General features: G+C 35.3%; 13 protein-coding genes. 6 read left to right on the top strand and 7 right to left on the bottom strand.

Features of this window, described 5'->3' with window-relative positions; translation table 11 throughout:
* Window positions 1–31: 31 nt before the first annotated feature.
* From E0W69_RS18995 to E0W69_RS18985, 3 genes are all read right to left on the bottom strand, one after another.
* Window positions 32–1906: a BatD family protein gene (locus E0W69_RS18995; RefSeq protein ID WP_131331638.1), complete on the bottom strand. Its 1875-nt coding sequence runs from the start codon at window positions 1904–1906 to the stop codon at window positions 32–34.
* 66 nt (window positions 1907–1972) lie between these two features.
* A complete protein-coding gene (locus E0W69_RS18990) occupies window positions 1973–4891 on the bottom strand; it encodes a glycoside hydrolase family 3 N-terminal domain-containing protein (protein ID WP_131331637.1) in 2919 nt (972 codons plus the stop codon).
* 120 nt (window positions 4892–5011) lie between these two features.
* Complete coding sequence (locus E0W69_RS18985) at window positions 5012–5602, bottom strand: RNA polymerase sigma factor (protein ID WP_131331636.1); 591 nt, start codon at window positions 5600–5602, stop codon at window positions 5012–5014.
* Between the two features lie 240 nt (window positions 5603–5842).
* Here E0W69_RS18985 and uvrA point away from each other — a divergent pair, with 240 nt between their 5' ends.
* Window positions 5843–8686, top strand: a complete 2844-nt coding sequence (gene uvrA, locus E0W69_RS18980) for an excinuclease ABC subunit UvrA (protein ID WP_131331635.1) — start codon at window positions 5843–5845, stop codon at window positions 8684–8686.
* Window positions 8687–8749: 63 nt separating this feature from the next.
* Here the strand turns inward: uvrA and pyrH are convergent, their stop codons facing one another.
* Window positions 8750–9463, bottom strand: coding sequence for a UMP kinase (gene pyrH / locus E0W69_RS18975; RefSeq protein ID WP_225321320.1), 714 nt, complete (start codon window positions 9461–9463; stop codon window positions 8750–8752).
* An 83-nt stretch (window positions 9464–9546) separates the two neighbouring features.
* Window positions 9547–10257: a DUF2490 domain-containing protein gene (locus E0W69_RS18970; RefSeq protein ID WP_225321319.1), complete on the bottom strand. Its 711-nt coding sequence runs from the start codon at window positions 10255–10257 to the stop codon at window positions 9547–9549.
* A 167-nt stretch (window positions 10258–10424) separates the two neighbouring features.
* Between E0W69_RS18970 and E0W69_RS18965 the strand changes: the two genes are divergently transcribed.
* The 4 genes from E0W69_RS18965 (at window position 10425) to E0W69_RS18950 (ending at window position 15140) form a co-directional block, all read left to right on the top strand.
* A complete protein-coding gene (locus E0W69_RS18965) occupies window positions 10425–12491 on the top strand; it encodes a M13 family metallopeptidase (RefSeq protein WP_131331632.1) in 2067 nt (688 codons plus the stop codon).
* 225 nt (window positions 12492–12716) lie between these two features.
* Window positions 12717–13712, top strand: coding sequence for an aspartate-semialdehyde dehydrogenase (locus E0W69_RS18960; RefSeq protein ID WP_131331631.1), 996 nt, complete (start codon window positions 12717–12719; stop codon window positions 13710–13712).
* Between the two features lie 83 nt (window positions 13713–13795).
* On the top strand, window positions 13796–14413 hold the full coding sequence (locus E0W69_RS18955; RefSeq protein WP_131331630.1) for a DUF4230 domain-containing protein: 618 nt from the start codon (window positions 13796–13798) through the stop codon (window positions 14411–14413).
* Window positions 14414–14420: 7 nt separating this feature from the next.
* Window positions 14421–15140 (top strand): head GIN domain-containing protein, encoded by a 720-nt coding sequence (locus tag E0W69_RS18950; RefSeq protein WP_131331629.1) that lies wholly within the window; start codon window positions 14421–14423, stop codon window positions 15138–15140.
* Window positions 15141–15219: 79 nt separating this feature from the next.
* On the opposite strand, the gene E0W69_RS18945 is transcribed toward E0W69_RS18950, so the two are convergent.
* A complete protein-coding gene (locus E0W69_RS18945) occupies window positions 15220–15810 on the bottom strand; it encodes a carboxymuconolactone decarboxylase family protein (protein WP_131331628.1) in 591 nt (196 codons plus the stop codon).
* A 72-nt stretch (window positions 15811–15882) separates the two neighbouring features.
* Entirely contained in the window at window positions 15883–16449 is a 567-nt protein-coding gene (locus tag E0W69_RS18940) for a peroxiredoxin (protein ID WP_191967904.1), read from the bottom strand.
* A 235-nt stretch (window positions 16450–16684) separates the two neighbouring features.
* Between E0W69_RS18940 and E0W69_RS18935 the strand changes: the two genes are divergently transcribed.
* Window positions 16685–17266, top strand: coding sequence for a LemA family protein (locus tag E0W69_RS18935; protein WP_131331627.1), 582 nt, complete (start codon window positions 16685–16687; stop codon window positions 17264–17266).
* Window positions 17267–17275 lie beyond the last annotated feature (9 nt).

The following is a 17275-nucleotide window of genomic DNA, read 5'->3' as shown; positions in this document are numbered from 1 at the left end:
TATCCACATAAATATTTTTATCAAAAAGTAATTAATTTAATTCTGCTCTTCTTAACAAAATATTCAGATCATCTAGGAGATTTATTTTGTCGGATTCTGTAAAAAATGGACTGTACAATCCTTTATTTATTTTCCCGTTGATAGAAGATACAATATCCAAAATTCCTTGTTTTTGCATGTGATTGGAATGTTCCAATTGCATTTGTAACACATTTGTATCCGTTGCTTTTGAACCAACAACTTTTTGCAAAATAGCAACGACTAATTCTTTTGATTTTTGATAAACTTCATTTTTTTCTTGCAAGAGCATAATTTCTTGCAATTTTTCCTCGAAGTTAATTTTTATTTCTTCAGATTCAACAGGAGCAACTATAGGTTCAGTCATCATTGGCTGACCAATTTGAGGTTTAGGTTTTTCTTCTTTTGTTGGTAAAACAATCGGTTTTTCTTCCTCTTCTTTCTTTTGTTTTTGAACTACCATCTTCTTACGTCCTTTAATCAAAAGAATAAGGAAAATAATTATCAACAAGCCAATGATAACATAAGGAATGTAATCTTTCAATGCAGCAATTACATTAATGGAAGACACTGGTTTTGCCAATGCAGTGGTAAAATGCAAATTAATTTCATCAGACTTTAACACCTTATATGTACCAGAATTCGGATCAAAATAATTAAAGTCAAAAGAAGGAATGGATGCGTCACCGACTTTATTTCCGATGAATGGAATTTTAAATTCTTTAGTCGTTAGAAAGGGAACATTAGATTTATCCAAACCTTGGCTATCTGTCCCATCGTAATGATCTATATTTTTACTCCAATCTATAGAAAATTTATGAACGCCATTCAGATTTCCAGTGCCATTTAGTGTCACGAAAAGCATATTATTTTCCCCCACTGGACTTTGAATATTTTGAACCGTAGTTTTCATATCAAATTGTCCAATTGCTCCAGAAAAATTGGTAGGTCTACCAGCCGCAGGCAATTCAACTGCATCGACAAAACTTGGCTCATTGTGAACTGCTACTGTTTTAGTGTTCGTATGATAGGGATCGTCATAAGTGGAATATGGAATATCATTGCTCGTCTCCGCAATGCCCAAATCAATTTTACCTACTTCCAATGCAGTCAATTGCACACGGCGTATTAAGAATGCGTGATACTTCCGATTCCCAATGGTAATAGTTGTAGCAGAAGTTTGCTTGGTAAAATCGACTACACTCACGCCTTTGAAGACGGGTTGTTTGGATGGACGAGCTTGAAGAGCCAAAGAAGTAACTAACTGATAATCAACATAAAAAGGTTCTCCAACATAAACTTTCTTTTTGGATGGCAATACGCGAATAAAAATATTTCCTTTAATCAAGTCCTCTGGAGTCTGCCCCGGATGCAAAACATTTCCGTTAGGAGCATCCATGTCTTGATCGTCTTTTGCCATTTGGTCCATCAATGCTTTTAATGAACCAGACATTCCACCCGCACTAGAATTATTGGGAAGTGTATTATTTCCCAAACTTGCAACATCTTTTACAAGGACAGCTTTCGCACCGCTAGAATAAGTGGAGCCATTTAATTCAACTTTCGCACCAGGGACAACTAATTTCCCCGTATGTTGTGGTTTGAGTAAATAAACATTACTAAAAGATGCAGAAACCGTTCCATTAACAATAGACGTTTGTTGCGAAGTCTGTGGCCCAGAAACTACTTGCCAACCAGGGAAACCCGCCACTTGGATATCCCCTAATTGATCCGAATTACCAGAAACAGAATATTGCACTTGCAAATAATCTTCTTTACCAATCACATTGGCAGAAATCTCTGTCGTAAATTTTATTTGTGCAAATAAGGAAGTGCTAACAACACAACATAAAAGTAAAATCGAAATAATGGAAATCCGTTGCTTCATCTTTTATTAAAATTTAGCTCCATAATAAAGATATAGAGCTATAAACAAAATTCTGAAGCAAATATACTAATGCTGTATCGCTTGATAAACAGCATCCAAAATATTTTCACGAACATTTAATTTATTGATCTTCACATTCTCACCTCCGTCGGGATAAACTCTATTGGAAAGAAACACAAATAACAAGTCTTCTTTGGGATCTGCCCAGATGCAGGTGCCCGTATAACCCGTATGTCCAAAGGTCAATGGCGAAGCATATTTTGAAGGATAGGTCGTCTCTCCATTTTTGCTATTCATCTGAGGTTTATCAAATCCCAATCCTCTCCTACTAAATGGCGTATTGTATGCTGTAAAATAAGCAATAGTCGACTTTTTGAAATAACGTTTTCCTTCCCACTCGCCGCCATTTAAAAGCATATTGTACAATTTGGATAAATCATAAGCGTCACTATACAAACCAGCATGCCCAGCAACTCCTCCCATCAACGCAGCACCAGGGTCATGAACCGTACCACGTAATTGTTGTTGTCTGTAATTTTTTTCATGTTCGGTTGGTGCGATTTGAGAAATCGGTACATTATTTTCCAATGGTAAAAATGTAGTCGAAGTCATTCCAAGTGGTTCGTAAAAATTTGTTTTTACATATTCATTCAAAGGAAGTCCTGATAATTTTTCAACTATTTTTCCCAAAAAAATAAAATCATTATCCGAATACACGTAATTGTACATCGGACCTAATTTACTCTTTACAATTAAATTCTGTACAGTATCCAAATAATCTCGTCTCAAATATAAATTTGGCGCAACCTCTACAGAAAATTGTGCATCTTTAACTGTATGGAAATATTGAGGCAAAGGCACACCAGTAACACTATCGATCACGGCCTTGTAAAATGGAATAAATGCCACCAAACCCGCTTGGTGCAATAATATATCTCTGATTTTTAAAGGTGCTTTATCCGTATTTTTTACCCATGGTAAATAGTCTCCCAATGTTTTATTCAAATCCAATTTTCCTTCTTCGAATAAACGCATTACGGAAATAGTTGTTGCCGTAATTTTTGTACAAGAAGCCAAGTCATATATATCGCGAGTTGCAACAGGTTGCAAACTATCATAAGTCATATAGCCATAATTTTTCATAAAAGCTATCTGACCATTGCGCGCTACTAATACTTCACAACCGGGAAAAGCATGTTCCTTAATGGCTCCATCTACGATGGAATCAATAATTTTTAGTTTTTTTTTACTCAAGCCAACTTCAGTTGGATAAGTCATGGGCATTTTAGTCAACCCATATCCATACGGAAATGCATCTGCAATAGTTACAGGCAACTGCCCTTTGAATCCTTCTTCTTGCGCCAATGTCAAAAATGCTGCGTGTTGGAATATGCTATCGTCTTCGTATGCGACAGCGATGTTTTTATTATCTAAAACTAATTTCACAGCATAAGGATTGCCAAATACATAGGTAAATGCCAAATTATTTTGATCTACTTTTTTTATTAAATCAATCGCAGCATCTGAAATTCCGAAATTATTTGCTGGTCTTTTGGAAAAATCATGCAAACCGATTACGACTTTGTCATATTTTCCATCTTGAATTTTTTGATACAAAGCATTTGCTGCCGAAGCATCATCTTTGAACGAAAACTCAAATATATCTGCCTTAAATTTTCCATTCAGTTCTTTTCCCAATTCCGTATTTACATCACCAACAGAAACGTACGCAACTTTTCCACTATCCAAATGCAATACATTCGGATTTTCTAATTTGATTAATGTCATCGCATTTTGTGCAACTTCTGCACGCAAATCAGGAACATCTTTATTCAAATCAGCAACTAAATTAGTTGTATCCACCACCGGCTTTTGGGAAAGTCCCAAATTGTATTTTGCCAATAAAACTTTCTTTACGCGAAAATCTAAATCCTCTTGTTTTAATTCACCACTTTTAATAGCTGCTTGTATTTGCTTAATGCTATTGTCAATATCTCCAGGCAAACAAAGCATATCATTACCAGCTATAAGCGATTGAACGGATGCTTTTCCGGCAGGGAAAAATTTAGCTACACCTTTCATTTCCAACGCATCTGTAAATGAAATTCCTTTAAATTTAAATTCATTTCTCAATAAGCCATTGACATTTTTAGGAGAAAGAGACGTTGCTAGATTAGGCGTACTATCAATTGCTGGAATGGATAAATGTGCAATCATTACACTTGCGACACCAGAATCAAACATGGCTCTAAATGGATAAAATTCCAAAGTATCTAACGCCGCGATAGACTTGTTGATTATCGGCAGATCCAAATGAGAATCTACGGCAACATCACCATGTCCAGGAAAATGTTTAGCGGTTGCCATCACACCATTATCTTGCATCCCTCTCATAATGCGCACACCATATTGCGCTACTTTATATTTATCCTGTCCGAAAGATCTGTAACCAATAACAGGATTATTGGGATTATTATTAATATCTACAACGGGAGCATAATCATTTTGAATCCCCATTCTTTTGCATTGTTCTGCCATCGCAGCACCAATACGATATACTAAATCTGGGTTATTCATAGCGCCCATCGTCAATTGATCAGGAAATTTGGCAACTTCTGTCATACGCATTCCCAATCCCATCTCGCCATCAATACATACCAATAATGGAATTTTGGATGTAGCTTGTAATTTATTTAAAATTGGCGCTTGCACAATTGGGCTACCTTGAAATACACAAATCGAACCAATTCCATATTTCTTAATTTGCTTTAGTAAATCTTTATCAAAAAAAATAGGTTGACCATCTTTGGTACTACTTTCTCTAAGCACCATCAACTGCGCAATCTTATTTTTTTGTGACAAAGTTTGAAATACACTATCTACCCAATTGTCCGCTGCGGGTGTATGTTGTAAAAAATCCTGCGCTTTAGTTTTTACGCTAATAGATGCTAATAAAAACGCCAACGTATATAATTTCTTTTTCATATTGTATTTTAATTTCCGTTCTGGAATGCAAATTAAGTAGTACTAGATTTTTTCAAATATAAAAAAAGCCTTGGATATTTCACCCAAGGCTTTGCAAGTTTTTGCGTTTTTATGCAATATTTATAAAACGACGCTGTTTTCCGTCATTATTTTTCTAAGATTAATTAAACCATATCGCATTCTACCTAAAGCTGTATTAATACTGCAATTGGTCATCACTGCGATTTCTTTAAAGCTAAGATCTGCAAAATGCCTTAAAACAATTACTTCTCTTTGATCATTAGGCAACAAATCCAACATTTGATACATCAAACCAAAACTTTGTTGCTGCATCATTTTTTGCTCTGCATTATCAACTTGAGAATCGATGGCATCAAATATATCACGAACCTCACCTTGATCGCTAGTCACTATTGGTGGTTTGCGCTTTTGTTTTCTGAAAAAATCGATGCACAAATTATGGGCAATTCTTGCTGCCCAAGGGAGAAATTTTCCTTGTTCGTTGTATCGATGAAATCTTAATGTATCAATGATACGGATAAATGTATCTTGATAGATATCATCAGCAATCCATTCATCTTTGACTAAGAAATAAATAGAGCTATATAATTTATCTTTATAACGTTCGATTAAAACGTCTAAAGCTTTCAAATTTCCATTTTGAAACGCTAATACGAGATTCGTATCATTTAACGATTGAAGTTCTTTCATGACTAGGTTATATTAACAAATTAATACACTTACATCATACAACGATTGCGAGTTGCATGACACATTAAGGTTGATTAAACTTTTTAAAGTGTAAATATTTTGCTATAGGCGATACCAGAGGTTTGATGCAAATATAGGGGGAGAATTTTAACTTTTTATTCTTTTTATAAAAATTTTTCATTAACAATTAATTTCTATTCATAGAGTTATCTTAATTCAGTTTTGTAATTTTACTTTCTCATGGCAAAGCAAAAGAATACGAAAGTTAAAGATTTGGATAAAAATACAATGGAAACAACTCCATTAAATGACGATATATTTATCAAAGGTGCTAGAACAAATAATCTAAAAAATGTCTCTGTACATATTCCTAGAAATAAATTTACTGTCGTAACCGGTGTGTCCGGCAGTGGCAAATCCTCCCTTACAATAGATACTTTATTTGCGGAGGGACAAAGACGTTATGCAGAAAGCCTTAGTTCTTATGCACGACAATTTATGTCGCGTATGAACAAACCCGATGTGGATTATATTAAAGGTTTAAGTCCAGCCATTGCCATCGAGCAAAAGGTTACAACTCGTACGCCGAGAAGTACCGTTGGCAGTATGACGGAGATCTATGATTATCTGAGATTATTATTTGCCCGAATAGGAAAAACAATATCGCCCATAAGCGGAAATATTGTCAAAAAAGACGACGTTACTGACGTTGTTCATTTTATTCAAAATCAAGAACTTGGAGCAAAAATATTTATTCTTTTCAAATTTAAAATGCAAGCAAATAGAGATATTCGAGAAGAACTGAATATTCTTTTACAAAAAGGATTTGCGCGTATTTTATTCAAAAAAGGAACTTCTAGTAATACAGAGATCATTGAAGATCTACTTGAATTGCCAGAAAAAGAATTTGAAAAAATCTTTAAGGGAAAACAAGATATTTATGCCTTAGTAGATCGTCTTGTCAAAAAGGAACTAGAAGAAGATGATCTACATCGCCTTGCAGACTCCATAAATACCGCATTTTATGAGGGGGATGGAGAAATGCAAGTGGTGCTTGGAGATACAGAAATTAAAAATTTCAGCAATAAATTTGAATTAGACGGGATTAAATTTGAGGAACCTGTTCCTAATTTATTCTCCTTCAACAATCCTTATGGCGCATGTCCCATATGTGAAGGATTTGGTCAAGTATTAGGTATCGATCCAGATTTAGTTATACCAGATAAAAGATTGAGTCTATTCGAAGGAGCAGTGGCTCCTTGGAAAGGAGAAAAGTTGGTTTGGTGGAAGGATCAATTCATCAAAGGTGCATCCAAATTGAAATTTCCTATTCATCGTCCATTTGCAGACTTGACAGAAGAGCAAATCCAACAATTGTGGAATGGAAGTCAAGGGACATTGGGCATCCATGCTTTTTTTGAAGACATTCAATCGCATATGTACAAAATACAAAATCGTGTTTTGTTGAGCCGCTATCGTGGCCGCACAGATTGTTACGAATGTCACGGATATCGCCTGCGACAAGAGGCTTTATATGTAAAAATCGATAACAAACATATCGGCCAATTATGCGAAATTCCAACAGAAGATCTCATTCTATGGTTTGACAATTTACCATTATCGGAAAATGATGCAAAAATTAGTGTGCGTCTTTTAACGGAAATTAAGCAAAGATTAAAGACGCTCATCAACGTAGGATTGGGATATTTGACCTTAAATAGATTGGCAAATACGCTCAGTGGTGGCGAAAGCCAGCGTATTCAATTAACTCGTAGCTTGGGTAGCACATTAACAGATTCTCTTTATATTTTGGACGAACCGAGTATTGGTTTGCATTCACGAGATACGGAACGTTTAATTCATGTACTTAAAGAATTACGAGATTTGAATAATACGGTTGTGGTTGTGGAGCATGATGAAATGATCATGAAAGAAGCGGATCACATTATTGACATGGGACCATTAGCGGCGCATTTGGGTGGTGAAGTTACTGCAGAAGGCGATTTCAAATCGATTGTCAAAAATCCAAATAGTCTTACGGGAAAATATCTCAGTGGAAAATTACAAATCGAGCCACCAGCCAAGGTTCGTAAATGGACGAAATCAATTGTCGTCGAAGGAGCACGTCAGAATAATTTGAAAAATATTACGGTAGAATTTCCACTGAATATTTTGTGTGCAATCTCTGGTGTCAGCGGAAGTGGAAAGACTACTTTAGTCAAACAAATTCTGTATCCCGGACTAATGAAAATGAAAGAAGGAACAACGGATAAAGTTGGCTTTCACAAAGCCATTACGGGAAATATTAAGGACATTGACCATATCGAAATGGTGGATCAAAATCCTATTGGAAAATCTTCTCGTAGCAATCCAGTCACTTATATCAAAGCATATGACGAAATTAGAGGGTTATTTGCCAAACAAGCATTATCCAAAATCCGAGGTTTTCAACCGAAACATTTTTCATTCAATGTAGAAGGTGGACGTTGTGATGCTTGTAAAGGCGAAGGCGAACAAATTGTAGAAATGCAATTTTTAGCGGATGTGCATTTGACTTGTGAGGTTTGCGGAGGTAAAAAGTTCAAAGAAGAAGTATTAGAAGTTCAATACAAAGGAAAAAGCATTTACGATATATTGGAATTGAGCGTGGATGAAGCATTGGAACATTTCAAAGAAGAAAAAAATATTGTCAAAGCTATACAACCTTTGCAAGATGTCGGATTGGGTTATATCAAATTGGGACAATCTTCAGATACATTGAGTGGTGGAGAAGCGCAACGTGTAAAATTAGCCAGTTTCTTAGGTCAAGGAAGCAAAGCAGGACATATTCTGTTCATTTTTGATGAACCGACAACGGGTTTGCATTTCAATGATATAAAAAAATTATTAGCCTCTTTTAATGCATTGATTCATCAAGGGCATAGTATTTTGGTTATTGAGCACAATACGGATGTTATTCGCTCGGCAGATTGGGTAATTGATTTGGGACCAGAAGCCGGAAAAAAAGGAGGCAATCTTGTATTTGCAGGTACGCCAACGGAACTGAAAAAATGTAAAGAAAGCTTTACAGCAAAGTATATTTAAAAAATAAAGCCTCTAGTGTTGAACTAGAGGCTTTATTTTTTTAGGATCTATCTAAAATTAGAATTAAGAAACTAACGTACCTACACCAGAACCTTCAATTACACTTTGTAAATTACCTGGTTTATTCATATCAAATACGATAATAGGAAGATTGTTTTCCATACAAAGTGTGAATGCGGTCATATCCATCACTTTTAGATTATTGGAAATACATTCTTGATAACTGATTTTTTCATATCTAGTAGCTGTAGGATCTTTTTCTGGATCTGCAGTGTAGATGCCATCTACTCTGGTTCCTTTTAAGATGATATCCGCTTTAATTTCTACGGCGCGAAGCGATCCCGCTGTATCCGTAGTAAAATAAGGATTACCAGTACCAGCCGCAAAAATTACCACTCTACCTTTTTCCAAATGGCGAATCGCTCTTCTTCTTATATAAGGTTCCGCAACTTGTTCCATTTGGATCGCAGATTGTAATCTAGTGTAAACACCGATTTTTTCAAGCATTGCTTGCATTGCCATACCATTGATCATTGTAGCGAGCATGCCCATATAATCGCCATGAGCTCTTTCAATACCACTATCCGCCTCATTCATACCACGATAGATATTACCACCACCGACAACTACTGCAACTTGTACGCCTAGTTCGGTTATGCCTTTAATATCTCTAGCATATTGTTCGATAATTTTGGGATCAAACGGATCATTAGAGCCTTTAGCTTGTAAAGATTCTCCTGATAATTTTAGAAGAACACGTTTGTACTTTGGAAGCATAATATTTGAAAGATTTGAATTTGTTATTGCAAATAACCTTATTTTTTTTTAAAAGACAAATATTAAAAACGAAACAATACGAATTATAGATTAAAATAAGTATTTATTATAATTCCTTTATTGTATTGAAATACATTTTGCTGATCGATTTGTCTTCCAAACTGTACAGTTTGATTTAAAAATCCGCCTTCAACCCTAGCCGTTTTATTAATATTAAAACCTACCAATCCAGCAATCCTATTTTGATCAAAAATATTTTGACCAATATTACCACCAAAGCCTAGCATTACTTCATCATAAGCTGCAACATACCAACCATTTTTACTAATTGGGACATCCACTCTAGGCATGAATCGCATTCTATTTAGATAATTCCATCGTTGAGGTTTCGTATCCTCAACACTTTTGTACACAGCAAGCCAACGCTGTTCTAATCTAAATCGATTGGTCAATTTTACTTTCCCATATTGACTACTTAAAACAATCTGCTCATAGATGCGATGTTCGTCAAATGTTTTATTGATCGCAGACAAAAAATATTCTCCATAGTCGAATGTACGCGCCCAACCATAACCGACTTGCGCAATTACATTTTCTTGTAATTTATAAGTAATACCAACACGCAAAAGGCTTTGCTGCCAATTTTTTACCCAATCCGTACGTCTCCATTGATATTCGAAATGACCGCTCCATTTTTCATTTATTTTAGGGGTAATTGTAGTCGTGTACCAGCCTATTGTATTATGATCCGAAATCCTTTGAGCAAATATGGGAAATATAGATATCATACTCATAAATGTAAAAATGTATCTCAAACGAAGCATGCTATATTGGTTTAACAAGCGAAAATACCTTTAATCCTTTATTTCGCACAAAAATAATCGCTACAAACCGCTGATCGATAATTTGTAACGATTTATAGAATTGTATAATACCTTTAAAGCCATAAAACGGTCAAAAAATGAATAAATTCACAAAAACCATTATGGCAGCTAGCGTGCTTTCCGCTACATGTCTTATGGCTAATGCAGGTCCAGGTGGCCCTAAAAAACCTCAAAAGAAAACTACAGCACCTGCAAAAAAAACGGCGTTAGATCTTTCTTTTATCGATAAAAGTGTCGTCCCTGGCGATAATTTTTTCCGCTACGCAAATGGAAAATGGTTAGATACAGCAACGATCCCATCTACAGAAACAGGTATTGGTTCTTTTTATGATCTTGCCAAATCTGTACGTGAAAATCTAAAATTGATTTTACAAGAAGCATCTAAAAACCCAGGAGCAAAAGGCAGTGTCAATCAACTAGTCGGTGATTTTTATGCTTCTGGTATGGATAGCGCTACCATTGAAAAACTGGGTTACAGTCCGATTGAACCGATTTTGAAAAATATTGACAAAATTTCTAGCATTTCCGAATTATTGCAATTTGTTGCCGCTCGTGAACATGAAAATGGTTCTTCTTTCTTGTCTTGGGGTATTGGACCAGATGATAAAAATAGTTCTCAAAACATTGTTCAATTTAGTCAAGGTGGCACAGGTCTTCCTGACAGAGATTATTATTTCTCTACAGATCCTAATAAAGTTAAAATCGTAGACGCATATAAAAAATATTTGACTACGGCATTCACTTTAGTGGGTATCGATGCGGCTACCGCAGCAAAAAATACGGAAATCGTTTTCAATATTGAAAAAGAATTAGCCAGCGCACATAGAACTAGAGTAGAATTGCGAAATCCTCAATTGAACTATAATAAATTCTCTGTTGCGGATTTGGATAAAAAAGAACCAAATATTGGTTGGAGCAAATTACTTACTGAGTTAGGTGCGCCTACGCAAACTATCTTAATCGGCCAACCAGCTTACTATGCTAAATTAGATTCACTTTTAACCACAGTATCCATCAGCGACTGGAAAGTGTACTATAAAGCAAAAACAATCCTAGGAGCAGCGTCCTTGTTGAGTTCTCCTTTTGTAAATGCACAATTTGCATATAGTCAAGTTATTAGCGGACAGAAAGTACAAAAACCAAGATGGGAAAGAATCTATGGTATGACAGATGGTAATCTTGGTGAACCTTTGGGACAATTGTATGTAAAAAAATACTTTACCCAAACTGCCAAAGAAAGAATGGACCAATTAGTAACTAATTTGGAAAAATCATTTGCAGCTAGAATCCAAAAATTGGATTGGATGAGCGATTCTACAAAGAAAATCTCTTTGGATAAATTGAGTGCATTTATCAGAAAAATTGGTTATCCTGACAAATGGAGAGATTATAGTAAAGTCGATATCAACAGAAATACTTTTTTCGAAAATGTAGAATCTGCTGCTAAAAACAATTATGACTATCAACTATCCCAATTGAACAAACCAGTTGATAAAACATTGTGGGGTATGACTCCTCCAACAATCAATGCATACTATAACCCAACGATTAATGAGATTGTATTCCCTGCAGGTATATTACAACCTCCATTCTTCAATCCAGAAGCGGACGATGCAGTTAACTATGGTGGTATCGGTATGGTCATCGGTCACGAGATGACTCACGGATTTGATGACCAAGGTTCCCAATATGACAAAAATGGTAATTTGGAAAATTGGTGGGGAGCGTCTGACAAATCTAAATTTGAAGAAAAAGTAAAACAAGTAGTCAAATTATATGACAGTTTCACGGTTTTGGATTCTTTACATGTTAATGGTTCACTTACTACAGGTGAAAACATGGCAGATATTGGTGGTATCGCCATCGCTTATGACGCTTTCAAATTAACAAAACAAGGACATAGCACTGAAAAAATTGACGGTTTCACTCCAGATCAAAGATTTTTCTTGTCCTTCGCGCAAATCTGGAGAATCAAATTAAAAGATGAAACAGTTAGAAGGTTAATCGACTTGGATCCACACTCTCCAGCAAAATGGCGTGTAATCGGGCCGTTGATGAACTTCACTCCTTTCTATCAAGCGTTTGATGTAAAACCAGGGCAAACAATGTATCGCCCAGAATCTGAAAGAATTAAGATTTGGTAATTTGATTTTGAAAAGGAAATAAAAAATGTTGGATATAACTTAATTGTTTATATTCGCATCAGAATGAATACAATTATTATCATAAAGAGCAAGAAGATGATCTCCTGAGGAAGGCGACAATTCTTGATGTATGATAACAATATAAAAAGATTAGACCTTCCAAAATTTGGAAGGTCTTTTTTGTTTCAAAAAATAATTAATTAAAAGTTTTTAAAACTAAGTAAAATGAAAGTGGCTGTTGTCGGTGCTACCGGTTTGGTAGGTTCAAAAATGTTGCAAGTATTGACGGAAAGAAATTTTCCAGTTACAGAATTATTACCTGTTGCGTCCGAAAAATCTATCGGAAAAGAAATTGAATTTAAAGGTAAAAAATATGCGATCGTAAGTATGCAAGATGCAATCGATGCTAAACCTGCTGTAGCAATTTTCTCTGCAGGTGGCGACACGTCCAAAGAATGGGCGCCAAAATTTGCAGAAGTAGGCACGACCGTTGTCGATAATTCTTCCGCGTGGAGAATGGATCCTTCCAAAAAATTAATCGTACCAGAAATCAATGCGGACTCATTAACCGAAACAGACAAAATCATCGCGAATCCAAATTGTTCTACGATTCAAATGGTCGTAGCATTAAATCCTTTGTATAAAAAATATGGTATCAAAAGAATCGTTGTAAGCACTTACCAAAGCGTTTCTGGTTCGGGTAAAAAAGGTGTTGACCAATTAGAATCTGAAAGAAATGGAGGTAAATCTTCCAATCCAGCTTATGCACATCCAATAGACAGAAATATTTTACCGCAGATTGATGTTTTCTTGGACAATGGTTATACCAAAGAGGAAATGAAAATGGTCAATGAAACCAAAAAAATAATGCGTAATGAGGATATCGCTGTTACCGCAACCACAGTAAGAGTACCTGTTACTGGCGGACATAGCGAATCTGTTAATGTTGAATTTGATCAAGATTTCAATTTGGAGGAAGTAAAAGAATTGTTAGCGAATGCACCAGGTGTCGTTTTAGAAGACGATATCAAAAACGGAATTTACCCAATGCCAATTAATGCGTATGAAAAAGATGATGTATTTGTAGGCCGTCTTCGTAGAGATGAATCTCAAGCTAACACATTGAATATGTGGATTGTAAGTGACAATATTCGCAAAGGAGCAGCAACGAATGCAGTTCAGATTGCAGAATATTTAACTGAAAATGGCTTGATTAAATAAGTTTATTCAACTTACTTTTTTAAAGACAGGAAATATTTCCTGTCTTTTTTTTTGGTCAAAATTAGTTTTGATACCTTTAGGTTATGCGAAGATCATTTTCAGTATTTCTCATTTTAGGATTGGTGATTATTGTCGGCATATTGGCGTATTTCTTAGGAAGAAAAGCAAATGTACCTGCAAAAGAAACGTTTATTTCTAATACAACTTTTGTTAAGCATATAGCCGAATTATCGAGTTTGGAAGTTCAAGGAACAGCAACATTGAATCGTACGAATTTGCAAAATGATGGTAGTTTTTCTGATGCGATGCGTCGTATGTTTTTGGAAAACACGGTTCATTTGACCGTTCCCTATATTGCGAAATATGGCGTTAATTTACAAGAACAAAATATTTCCATTAATGAAAAAGACTCCTTGGTAACCATTTTACTACCGCAACCCAAATTGCTGAGTTATGAATTACGATTAGATAAAGCAGACGCAAATACCAAAAAAGGACTTTTGCAATCCTCTTCAGATCAAGAATATTCGGATGTTGACAAATCATTATACACCAAAACACGCCAACAAATGGAAAATAATCCTACTTATATCAAACGTTCTCAAGATAAAATATCCCAAATTTTACGTGAATATTATACCCCCTTTCATTACAAAGTCAATGTAATTTTTGACCAAAATCTTAATACAACCAACCAATAATTATTATATGAAAATTGTAGCTACGCTTTCATTAAGTGCTCTCTTATTTGCCTCTTGTTTTAATTTCAATGGCAAACGCGTAAAAGGCAACGGTAATATTGCCACTTTAACCAAATCCGTAAATGAGTTTCACAATGTCGATCTTTCTGGCACATTTGATATTTATCTAACACAAGGACCAACTGCTCCCGTGAAAATTGAAGGAGATGACAATATTATCTCTCACATAAAAATCACTCAAACTGGCGACAAACTCGAATTAGGAACTGAGGATGGATTTAAGTACAGCACAAGTAAATCGATTAAAGTGTATCTCACTTCGCCTCAGTTTAAAAGTATTGATGTTTCCGGAGCTGGTGACATTAAAGGAACTAATCAATTAACTAGCAATGATGAATTAAGTGTATCTACTAGTGGCGCAGGCAATATTGATTTGGATATTGATGCTCCCAAATTTAGTACGGACATTTCTGGAGCTGGTGATATAAAATTAAAAGGACAGATAAAGGATGGATCTATTTCTATTAGTGGTGCAGGAAGTGCGCATTGTTATGATTTATTAACTGAGAATCTGACTATTGACATATCTGGTATGGGTAGTGCGGACGTATTTGCAAGTAAAACGCTAAACGCGCAAATTAGTGGAGCAGGCAGTATTTCTTATAAAGGAACTGCGACGGTTACCAAACAAGTCAGCGGTATGGGCAGTATCAAAAAAGCAGATTAATTGTATCTCACCAACTAAAAAATAAAAGCGAAAGTCTATGACTTTCGCTTTCTTACTTAAAAAAACACCGAACCTATTACTAACTCAATACCACGACAAAGCTTCTGATAATAGCTACTAATTTCACAGCTTCGAATATTCTTTGTTCTGAGCCACCATGTTGTCTTACAGATGCTTCGTGTGATGTAACACACATTTCGCAACCGTTTAAAGAAGATACAGCCAAGCTCAATAGTTCAAAAAATTCTTTTCCCAATACAGGATTCATCATAATACTCATCTTGATACCAGCAGGCATAGAGTTGTATGAATCTTTATTTACGAAGTGACGGAAACGATAAAATACATTATTAGCATTCATTAAAGAAGTTGCTGCAACTACTTCCGCTAATTCCTCTGCTGTAGCACCATTTTCTTTGGCTAATTCTGTAAATCCTTTTTTCAAGACATCAGACTTTTCGTTGATAGCTGTTGCTAACGCCAATAAAGCCGCTTCTTTCTTATTTAAATATTGGGTGTTGTTAATAACATTACCCACATTTATTTTCAAATCTTTCAAATAACGCGCTTCCACGTCGATCAATGTTTGCGCATTTTCAGATGCTTCATAACCAGAAACTTTTACAGTTTCCAATAATTTCACAAGTGTTTCATTTGTTATTTCAGCCATAATAATTCTATATTTTAGTAAAAAGGCAGGATAATTACATCCTGCCCTACGATTTTAAAAGCTCGGATTGAATTATAAACCTAAAGTTTCATTCAAAGTTTTTTCGCCTTTTTTCCAATTACAAGGACAAAGTTCGTCTGTTTGCAATGCATCCAATACACGTACAACCTCTTGTACATTACGACCTACGTTCAAATCATTTACACTTACCCAACGGATGATACCATCTGGATCAATTATAAATGTTGCACGATAAGCAACTTTTTCTGGTTCAGCCAAGATTCCTAATTCTTCAGCTAAAGTTTTAGAAGTATCAGCGATCATTGGGAATTTAAGATCTCTCAAATTTTCGTTGTCTCTTCTCCAAGCTAAATGTACAAATTCAGAATCTGTAGAAGCACCTAACAATACTGTGTCTCTGTCATCGAATTCATCAAAATTGTTGTTGAATTCAGCGATTTCAGTAGGACATACGAATGTGAAATCTTTTGGCCACCAAAACAATACAGCCCATTTCCCTTTGATATAGCTGTTGTCGATAGTTGTAAATTCTTTACCTGGAGCATCTACATCTATTTCTACACATGCTGTCTTTGAAAATTCTGGAAATATGCTTCCGATACCTAATACTTTACTCATAATATTTGTGTGTTTTATTTTCGATTGATTGACGGTGCAAATATCGGAATTAAATATTTTTATTTGCAAATGAATAATCTATTTTAATATAGTTTTAATCTATAACATCAATTATTTAACTGAAAAATTGCCAGATTGTCATAAGGCAGTCAACTTCCTTCCTTTTACATGAGCGGTAAAAGACATTGGAATAATTCTTGTAAATTTGAGAAGAACAAATTTTAAAAAATTCACTATGAAAAAAGGATTAATTGCTTTTATTATTATTGTTATTATTGTTGGAGGCTTCGGTTGCTCCAAGTATAATGGTTTGGTAAAAGAAGATACCCAATCTCAAACGGCTTGGGCCAATGTACAGAGTGCTTATCAAAGAAGGGCCGATCTAATCCCAAATCTTGTCAATACAGTAAAAGGCGAAGCAAATTTCGAAAAATCTACTTTGGAAAATGTGATCCAAGCCAGAGCCTCCGCTACGCAAGTAAAAGTAGACCCAACAAATCTTACTCCTGAAAAATTGAAAGAATTTCAAGATGCACAAGGTCAACTTTCTCAAGCATTAGGTAGGCTTTTAGTTGTTACTGAAAATTATCCAACCCTTCGTGCCAATGATGCCTTCCGTGGGCTACAAGCACAATTGGAAGGAACTGAAAACAGAATCAATGTTGCTCGTAATGACTACAATACTTCTGTACAATCTTATAATACAGCAGTACGTACTTTCCCTGGAAATATCATTGCTGGCATTTCTGGATTCAAGGCAAAAGCGCCATTCGAAGCGGATGCTGCAGCTCAAAAAGCTCCAGAAGTTAAATTCTAATAGATCATA

Origin of the sequence: Rhizosphaericola mali, assembly GCF_004337365.2 — a bacterium.
In the GTDB taxonomy this organism is placed as follows: Bacteria; Bacteroidota; Bacteroidia; order Chitinophagales; family Chitinophagaceae; genus Rhizosphaericola; species Rhizosphaericola mali.
The sequence above is the reverse complement of the archived record's forward strand: the minus strand, read 5'-3'. Positions and strand labels throughout refer to the sequence as shown.

Excerpts from the sequence above, each read along its gene's own strand:
- E0W69_RS18960 (WP_131331631.1), top strand. The coding sequence starts at position 12,717 with ATGAAAGTGGCTGTTGTCGGTGCTACCGGTTTGGTAGGTTCAAAAATG.
- E0W69_RS18945 (WP_131331628.1), bottom strand. The coding sequence starts at position 15,810 with ATGGCTGAAATAACAAATGAAACACTTGTGAAATTATTGGAAACTGTA.
- uvrA (WP_131331635.1), top strand. The coding sequence starts at position 5,843 with ATGGCAAAGCAAAAGAATACGAAAGTTAAAGATTTGGATAAAAATACA.
- E0W69_RS18935 (WP_131331627.1), top strand. The coding sequence starts at position 16,685 with ATGAAAAAAGGATTAATTGCTTTTATTATTATTGTTATTATTGTTGGA.
- E0W69_RS18965 (WP_131331632.1), top strand. The coding sequence starts at position 10,425 with ATGAATAAATTCACAAAAACCATTATGGCAGCTAGCGTGCTTTCCGCT.
- E0W69_RS18940 (WP_191967904.1), bottom strand. The coding sequence starts at position 16,449 with ATGAGTAAAGTATTAGGTATCGGAAGCATATTTCCAGAATTTTCAAAG.
- E0W69_RS18990 (WP_131331637.1), bottom strand. The coding sequence starts at position 4,891 with ATGAAAAAGAAATTATATACGTTGGCGTTTTTATTAGCATCTATTAGC.
- E0W69_RS18995 (WP_131331638.1), bottom strand. The coding sequence starts at position 1,906 with ATGAAGCAACGGATTTCCATTATTTCGATTTTACTTTTATGTTGTGTT.
- E0W69_RS18955 (WP_131331630.1), top strand. The coding sequence starts at position 13,796 with ATGCGAAGATCATTTTCAGTATTTCTCATTTTAGGATTGGTGATTATT.
- pyrH (WP_225321320.1), bottom strand. The coding sequence starts at position 9,463 with ATGCTTCCAAAGTACAAACGTGTTCTTCTAAAATTATCAGGAGAATCT.
- E0W69_RS18985 (WP_131331636.1), bottom strand. The coding sequence starts at position 5,602 with ATGAAAGAACTTCAATCGTTAAATGATACGAATCTCGTATTAGCGTTT.
- E0W69_RS18970 (WP_225321319.1), bottom strand. The coding sequence starts at position 10,257 with ATGAGTATGATATCTATATTTCCCATATTTGCTCAAAGGATTTCGGAT.
- E0W69_RS18950 (WP_131331629.1), top strand. The coding sequence starts at position 14,421 with ATGAAAATTGTAGCTACGCTTTCATTAAGTGCTCTCTTATTTGCCTCT.